Below are 7,073 nucleotides of genomic sequence, written 5' to 3'. Positions count from 1 at the left end.
AAATTTGATGCGCGATTTGGACCTCAAGAGGATGTTTGCTGGACGTGCTCCCAACGACTGCTGTGCGGACAAGCTGATCAGTTGTTTAACTAGTGCGAGTAACGGTGCCTTCCTAATATCAACCGCGGCCATACTTCTTGGCGATTTGCAGTGCTTTGCTGGGTTAATCAATCAACACTTGTTCGAATTTGCTGTTGGGCCCGACGACCGGGTCCAGGACAAGCACAAGCCGGGTTTCTCCGGAACCTTCAATCGGTGGCGAACGGTGCAAAAGTCCTGACTTCGGCTGCTCAGGCCAGCGCGTTCCGCGCAACAGAATTGGAGTGGCAGTAGGAACAGTGAAGACGCGACTCGGATCTGCTCCGTTGCTGGAGACACCATATTGTGTGCCCGTCCCGCGGTATGTACAAACGAGACGCGCAGTTACGGCATCAATGTGAAACCTGCGACAGGCGTTCGTGGTTACGACATCTAAGCGTAGGCGCAGCCATTCCGTAACCATTACATTTGCGAAGATGTCCGATAGTGCAGCCACATCCTCAATCAGGCGATCACATTCGGTTCCCTTTGGAGTTTCCGCTGCTTCGCATATCTCAGAAACTGCCTGCCGAACCGCTTTCGGGCGCAGAATCAATCGTGCTTGGGGCAGGTATTCTGATGGCAAGCCGTCAATCCAAGATTGAAAGCGGTTCAAAGGCTTTCGACGCCAAAGCACAGCGGCACAACCTGGATGATGAATCGTTGTCAGACCCTCTGGCGTTTCTGCGACTCCAACTCCGATTGCCGCGTCCTTAACGGCTTCTCGAGCATAAATCATGCTGCCACCTCGGCGCGACGCCACATTGGAAAGGGATCGGGCAGGTCCGGTAAGTCATCTGGTCGACCCGCAACAAGCGCAGGAAGCAATGCCGCGTCCAGCCGGGCTTTCAACGCGGGCCAATCGATACCGGTCCCGATAAACACGATTTCCTGGCGCCGGTCACCCCAGGGTTCTTGCCAATGTGCTAGCATGTACGCCCGTGCGCTTTCGTGATCAGGGCGTCGATCCTCTGGAACAGTGGCCCACCAAGTGCCAAGCGGTTTGACCGAGGACAGAGCGCCGGCAAGTGAAAATTCCGCTACCCAATCTGGGCGGGTGGCAATCCAGAAATGCCCCTTGGACCGGATCACGCCGGGCAATTCACCGTTGAGTACGGCCATAATCTTCTCGGGCACGAAAGGTTGCCGTGCTCGATAGACGAAGCTTTTCACCCCGTATTCCTCGGTTTCCGGAACATGGTCCGCAAACCCGTAGAGTTCTTTGACCCACATCGGATAGCCGCATATAGCCAAACTGATAGACATATAATCTACGGTGTGAGCTCTCTCGGAAGTTTAATCTGACAAGTTCCAACAAACTCGGCAGATGTCGCTATGGCTAGAGCAGAAACACAATCAATCCGCGCTAGTTGATGCCGATCCCGATATCAAAGGTAACCGGTTGAGAACTCTCGTTAACAACCTCAATTACGTGCTCGCCCGATTGCCATAGCTGGCCTTGATATGGAGTGTCCGAAGAAATCAGGTCAAACAGCAAAGAGCCGTCGGGATTTAATATTTTGTAGTCCAAAGCTCCGCCGCGTGATCCGACGTTTACGTTCAGAAATTGACCATCGCTTGCGCCCAGGACGTAGCGAACCGTGGTACCCGCTTGTAGTGTCGCACTTATGGTGGTGCCGCTTGTGCCTGCGTCGAACTTTACAACCTGATCCCCAGATACTGTCAGCGCTGACGCAGGCGCTCCGTCCATCGCGCCTTCTCCATCGTCGCCCTTTTCGGCGTTTTCATCAACGCGCCGCAGATCAGCAACTTCGGGCCCAGACCAAACGATGCATTCGTATTCAAAACCATTTCCATCGCGAAGCCGCACCATAATAGCGGCTTCGCTGAATTCTTGACCAAGAACCTCTCCACCGACATTCCCGAAGCGGGATATTAACTCATCAATACAAGCGTTCGCCTCGTCAGAGATATCTGAAAGAGCCGGCATGGGGAGTACGGCAAATACCAATAAGCATTTCCTCAACATCGTAAATTTCCTTTCGGTCAGTGGCCGGATTACCTCGGCGTGTCGAATAATTGTCCGAGCTTGAAATTAACTGAGAGGTGGCTTTGTTCAAAAAGCGGCCCCAGATGAATCTCGTTCTAAGCTTCCGGATCCGCCGAAGATTGGTTGAGCTCTGCCAGTTCTTCCCAAACAGCTGCGGGGATTGGCCATTCCGCCCATTCCATTGCCTGTTGAACGTGCTGAGGCCACGTGACTCCGCAAACGGTCGAGGCAATATCTTCGTCTTGCAAGGAATATTGCAGGGCCACTGCGCCGGCTGGAATATCATGGCGCGCACAAATCTCTTCAACCGCGCGAATTGGTTCAAGAATTTCGTCATTCGCCGGTCGATAAACGTAAAACCGATGCAGCGCACTCCCCCGTGCCAAAGCGCCGCCAGAGAAAGGTGCGGCATTTATGACTGAAACACCCCGGGATCTTGCGAGTTTGATCAATGGTTCCGCGTTATCGTTTACGAGAGTGTGCCTATTGTGTGTTAAGACAACGTCGAAATCCCTGTCCTTCAAAATTGGCATCATGACATCGATCCGCCCCGCAGCGATCCCAACAGCTGTTGCCAGGCCTTCCTCTTTGATACGGAATAACTCGTCGATAGCGCCGCCGCTTGCCGTAACCTCGGATAGATCGTTGGAATACTCGATATCGTGAATGTGAAGAATATCAACGCGGTTGACACCCAGCGCCTCCAGACTCTCCTCGAATGATCTCCGAGCTTGAGATGCATCGAAAGCACCTGTTTCCATATTCCTATCCAATTTGGTGGAAAGAACTCGACCATCCGGCCACCCACCAAGTTCGCGAATGACTTTTCCGATACGCTCCTCACTGCGCCCCATGGCATAGCATCGCGATGTGTCCAGAAATGCATTGGGTACAGAAAGTATTGCCCGAATTGTATCAATCGCGCGATCTTCATCGACTTCGTAGCCGTATATTTCGGGAATACTTCCCAGGCCGGTCGACCCAAACCCTATGCGAGGAATTTTTACTCCTGTCGTTCCAATTTCACGTAACTGTGCCATGCCAAGCTCCCCAACGGCTCAGGACATTCATCAATGTTGCTCGACCAACTTCTGATAAACAAGTCCAATTTACAGCACAACATTCGACGAATGACCAAGCTGGCGTGACGCGAATTTCTGCGTTCGCCAGCTTCAAACCGTACAAGCTCTGTCTCAAAGCTCTCGGTGACCACATACTGTCAACGAGCAGCGGATCGCAGACTTTTCAAATCTCAGCATCAATGGCTTGCGCAGCCATCTGGCAAGAGGTCCACGTTAGGTAATCTTGTCTCCCACGAGGACGATATGGTTGCAGCCAATCCCAAATTTACCTTTATGGAGTTGCAAAATTCGAACAATCCCAAGGAGCTTTTATTGGCTCCGCGCCCTGTAAAAACGGAGTTGACGGCGCGACAAGATTACTGTGCCGCTTAGGAGTTACGCGCGCCCCACTCCTACATTTTGACCTGCTTCGGAGCGCCATTTCTTACCCGTAAGCCGGAAGTATATGCCGATATGTTCGCATCTCGGCTGAAGAAAAGCGGGGCGCGCGCATGGCTGATAAACACGGGCTGGACCGGTGGTGGAGCCGATACTGGGCACTGGATGCCTATCGCGGCGACACGGGCATTGTTGCAGGCCGCCATGGACGGCACGCTGTCAGATGGTCCTTTTGTCAATGGCAGCGTCTGGACCACTCGAATTCCGTCGAATGGTCCAGACGAGGCAGCACGATTTCTTCACCCAGAGAATACTTGGGCCGACAAACAGGCATTTGAGATCGCAGCTAAGTCCTTGAGGGGCAAGATAACAGATCAATTGGATAAACTTGGGTTGGAAAATACCCTAATCCGCGAAACTTGCTCAGTTTGAAGGGACATAAATCAGTCAGAGCTGGCTTGGATTGCGGAACAAGTGTGCTTAGCAATCCTGATAGTAAGCAAAGAAGATGGGTTCTTCTGTCCCAAAGGCTCTGACTGGTTTGTGACATCAAAGAGAAACCGGGTAAGTTGGTTGATCTTTCAGCCAAAGGTTTGATCCACGAATTCTATTGCCCACAACTGCATCATCCGCAGCAACTTTTACCCTCTTGGATAGGTGGACAAGCAACAGTTCCATAGGAACAGTAAACACAGCAGTCTCCGGTCAATGGCTTCAAAATAGTCTTGCAAGACTTACACTCGTAAAACCACTGACACGCATTTGTCGGCATTGCTTCGACTGCCGAGTGGCCGCACTTTGGGCAAGTAATTTTACTTTCCAAGATCATATTCAAATCGTTCTTTTTCGCACATCATTGCAGATGAGAAGTTATCTTGCCTGTTTCGCTTGTTACCGCAAGCGTTGAAGGTAACACGCGACCTTGGATCGCCGCTGTTATCGGCAAGGCCCACAGTTATGGGTGCCTTCGGAATTCATAAATTTCTCGTGCAGGAATTTTGTTAAGGTGTTCTAAAAAGCCGCGTGTCGGTCCGATTTGGAACACCAAGGACCATTTGCCCGCGGACCTATCATATTGAAAGATAATGCGATGCAAATTCAGAAAGACGCTGAAATCCTACAACCTCAGGACTGGACCTTTCCCGTGCCGATCGCCTACGGCCCGGGTCGCTTAGCGGAGATTGGCGAAAGGTGCGTCGCGCTTGGTGTCGCAAGGCCGTTGATTGTCACCGATCGCGGAAGCCAGACCTTACCCTTTCTTTCTAAGTTACAAGGCTCACTGACTGACTCCGGCATATCTTCGGATGTGTTCTTCGACATTTCGCCTAACCCACGCGATGACGAAATCGGTGCTGGTCGTGATTTGTTCAGGAACGGCGGTCACGACGCGATTATTGCGATTGGAGGCGGCAGCGCAATGGACGGCGGAAAGTCCATATGCCTGACTGCAAACAACGAGATTGATCTTTGGGCTTTCGAGTTTGAACAACCTGTTCCCGAGATTGCATCAAGCAAGCCCTTCCCGACCCTAATAACCGTTCCGACAACGGCAGGGACTGGTGCCGAGACCGAAAGCACCGCAATGGTCACGCATGTCAAAAAAGGTATGAAGTTCTGCGTCTGGCACCCAGACTTAAAACCGTCTCTTGCACTTCTGGATCCAGAATTGACAATCAGCCTTCCACCAGATTTGACGGCTTGGACGGGCGCAGACGCGATGACACATGCGATAGAGGCTTATCTGGTCCCCGGGTTCCATCCACTGTGCGATGGACTTGCATTGGAGGGTTTGGCGCTTGTGTCCGCCTGGCTTCCGATTGCCGTACGTGAACCCGAGAACATGGCCGCCCGTGGAGGAATGCTCATGGGTTCATGCCTGGCCGGGATTTCGTTTTTAAAAGGTCTCGGCCTTGTCCATGCCATTTCGCACATGGTTGGGGCAGAATTTAACACTCAACATGGGCTGACAAATGCGATCATCCTGCCAGTCGTGTTGCGGTTTAATCTCCCCGGCATGGAACCAAAAGTGAAAAGGATGGCATATGCGATGGGGCTTAACGACCACTCCATAGAAGCCTTCATAGCTGAGGTTGAACGCATATTGGATGACATTGGAATACCAAAGTCTCTGAGTGCTATTAACGTTCCCTTGGATTGTTCCCAGCGCATTGCGGGAAAAGCACAAATGGACAGCGCGGCAGCGACAAATCCCCGAACAGCCAGCGTGGATGAGATCCGCGCCCTCACCGAGACCGCAATATTGCAAGCGCGCTAGACCCTCGGCTTAGGTCAAAATCTAACGACACCCCAGACCTGCAACCGGGCATAGGAATGAAGCAATATCGAACCCAGCGCGGCGCTGTATTTCAGATAGCGAAGCATAAGAACGGCAGATCACCTACACTCACCGAGATGGCAATTTTGACATTTGAAAATACCTTCAAGCAATGTTTCGCCATTAGATGCGATAAAAGCGCTTCGAAGTATTTCGGAAAACATCGTCCTGTAAAGAGCTTGGGGTCAGTTCAAAATGCCTTGAAACAACTTCTTCATAAGTGGAACTGATGCTATCGACAGGAAAATTCGATCCAAACATGCAGCGATCGGCGCCGAACTGCGATAAGCAAGCTGAAAAGATTGGCGAAACACTTTTGGCGTTCCAGTTTTGGTCGAACATTCCGAGGCCAGAAAGCTTGCAGTAGACCTGCGGCAAGTCAGACAAAGATTTCAAAGCTTCGGCCCACTTAAGAAGCCCAGATGATGTCCGGTCATATGGGGATCCGGCATGGCAAAGCGCGACCTGAGTATCAGGAGCATTCGCAAGAACGTCCGCCGTTTGATCCATGAGTTCAGGCAACAATTGAAGGTCAAATGAAAGACCGCGTGAACCCAATTGTCTAAGGCCGGACAAAAACTTTGGATTGTGGAGCAGCGCGTTCGTACCTGTTTTTGCATCTTCACCCGGAGCGCGACCGATAATCTGGCGAACGCCGCGTACCGACGATAAGGTTTGAAGACGATCGAGTTGTTCCTCCAAATCATCAGCGGTCAAATCGCAATACGCAACTTGAACTAACGGCCAATCCTGGAACTGTTCGGCTATGGACTGCACCCATTGAGCTTCGGCCCATGGATCGGCCGCGCCGACTTGGATATGCACCGATGCCGCGACGCCTTGAGCTTCGGCGTCAACCCGGAATTCCGGCAGCAAGTAGTCCCGCTGGATCGAAGAGGGGTCGCCAAAAAAGCGAATGACACCTTTCTCCATTAGCCAAGGATAATTCACTGCAGACAAATCCCATAAGTGGTGATGTGCATCTATCCGCATGGCGTTTCGATCCCAGTGGTGCGTGCCAGAATATCGACGCCTTGCCCCTTCCAGAAGTGTAGAAGATCTATGAAAATCCAATTTTCGGCAAGTTTGTCACCGGCGCGACGATAGATGTCGATCACTCTGAATTCACTGGCTTTACCCGTCGCTGGCATACCCATGAACCCACCGGTGGGAACGGCCGTGAAGTTAG

General features: G+C 51.8%; 8 protein-coding genes and 1 pseudogene. 2 read left to right on the top strand and 7 right to left on the bottom strand.

Annotated elements, in window-relative coordinates; translation table 11 throughout:
* Window positions 1-163: 163 nt before the first annotated feature.
* The 4 genes and pseudogenes from AC2FNV_RS22905 to AC2FNV_RS22890 form a co-directional block, all read right to left on the bottom strand.
* Complete coding sequence (locus AC2FNV_RS22905; protein ID WP_170603590.1) at window positions 164-817, bottom strand: DUF1826 domain-containing protein; 654 nt, start codon at window positions 815-817, stop codon at window positions 164-166.
* Window positions 814-1,317 (bottom strand): annotated as a pseudogene (locus AC2FNV_RS22900) (GTP-binding protein); the annotation flags it as partial. The gene AC2FNV_RS22905 and the pseudogene AC2FNV_RS22900, both read right to left, overlap by 4 nt.
* A gap of 127 nt (window positions 1,318-1,444) precedes the next feature.
* Window positions 1,445-2,068, bottom strand: coding sequence for a hypothetical protein (locus AC2FNV_RS22895; RefSeq protein WP_496774631.1), 624 nt, complete (start codon window positions 2,066-2,068; stop codon window positions 1,445-1,447).
* 116 nt (window positions 2,069-2,184) lie between these two features.
* Window positions 2,185-3,129 (bottom strand): aldo/keto reductase, encoded by a 945-nt coding sequence (locus tag AC2FNV_RS22890; RefSeq protein ID WP_170603584.1) that lies wholly within the window; start codon window positions 3,127-3,129, stop codon window positions 2,185-2,187.
* A 438-nt stretch (window positions 3,130-3,567) separates the two neighbouring features.
* Here AC2FNV_RS22890 and AC2FNV_RS22885 point away from each other — a divergent pair, with 438 nt between their 5' ends.
* Window positions 3,568-3,981, top strand: coding sequence for a phosphoenolpyruvate carboxykinase (ATP) (locus tag AC2FNV_RS22885; RefSeq protein ID WP_170603720.1), 414 nt, complete (start codon window positions 3,568-3,570; stop codon window positions 3,979-3,981).
* Window positions 3,982-4,174: 193 nt separating this feature from the next.
* Here the strand turns inward: AC2FNV_RS22885 and AC2FNV_RS22880 are convergent, their stop codons facing one another.
* Complete coding sequence (locus AC2FNV_RS22880; protein WP_254442549.1) at window positions 4,175-4,378, bottom strand: GDCCVxC domain-containing (seleno)protein; 204 nt, start codon at window positions 4,376-4,378, stop codon at window positions 4,175-4,177.
* Between the two features lie 261 nt (window positions 4,379-4,639).
* On the opposite strand from AC2FNV_RS22880, the gene AC2FNV_RS22875 reads away from it, so the two are divergent.
* Window positions 4,640-5,824 carry an iron-containing alcohol dehydrogenase gene (locus tag AC2FNV_RS22875; protein WP_170603582.1) on the top strand — a complete coding sequence of 395 codons (1,185 nt, stop codon included), beginning with the start codon at window positions 4,640-4,642 and terminating at the stop codon, window positions 5,822-5,824.
* A 183-nt stretch (window positions 5,825-6,007) separates the two neighbouring features.
* On the opposite strand, the gene AC2FNV_RS22870 is transcribed toward AC2FNV_RS22875, so the two are convergent.
* Together AC2FNV_RS22870 and AC2FNV_RS22865 are read right to left on the bottom strand one after the other, a co-directional pair.
* On the bottom strand, window positions 6,008-6,877 hold the full coding sequence (locus AC2FNV_RS22870; RefSeq protein ID WP_170603580.1) for an amidohydrolase family protein: 870 nt from the start codon (window positions 6,875-6,877) through the stop codon (window positions 6,008-6,010).
* A partial coding sequence (locus AC2FNV_RS22865) for an ester cyclase (RefSeq protein WP_496774629.1) occupies window positions 6,868-7,073 on the bottom strand: 206 nt, incomplete at its 5' end. The genes AC2FNV_RS22870 and AC2FNV_RS22865, both read right to left, overlap by 10 nt.

It is taken from the genome of Ruegeria sp. BHSA163 (assembly GCF_059613365.1).
The sequence above is the reverse complement of the archived record's forward strand: the minus strand, read 5'-3'. Positions and strand labels throughout refer to the sequence as shown.

Coding starts and splice junctions, on each gene's coding strand:
- AC2FNV_RS22905 (WP_170603590.1), bottom strand. CDS start 817: ATGATTTATGCTCGAGAAGCCGTTAAGGACGCGGCAATCGGAGTTGGA.
- AC2FNV_RS22895 (WP_496774631.1), bottom strand. CDS start 2,068: ATGTTGAGGAAATGCTTATTGGTATTTGCCGTACTCCCCATGCCGGCT.
- AC2FNV_RS22890 (WP_170603584.1), bottom strand. CDS start 3,129: ATGGCACAGTTACGTGAAATTGGAACGACAGGAGTAAAAATTCCTCGC.
- AC2FNV_RS22880 (WP_254442549.1), bottom strand. CDS start 4,378: ATGATCTTGGAAAGTAAAATTACTTGCCCAAAGTGCGGCCACTCGGCA.
- AC2FNV_RS22875 (WP_170603582.1), top strand. CDS start 4,640: ATGCAAATTCAGAAAGACGCTGAAATCCTACAACCTCAGGACTGGACC.
- AC2FNV_RS22870 (WP_170603580.1), bottom strand. CDS start 6,877: ATGCGGATAGATGCACATCACCACTTATGGGATTTGTCTGCAGTGAAT.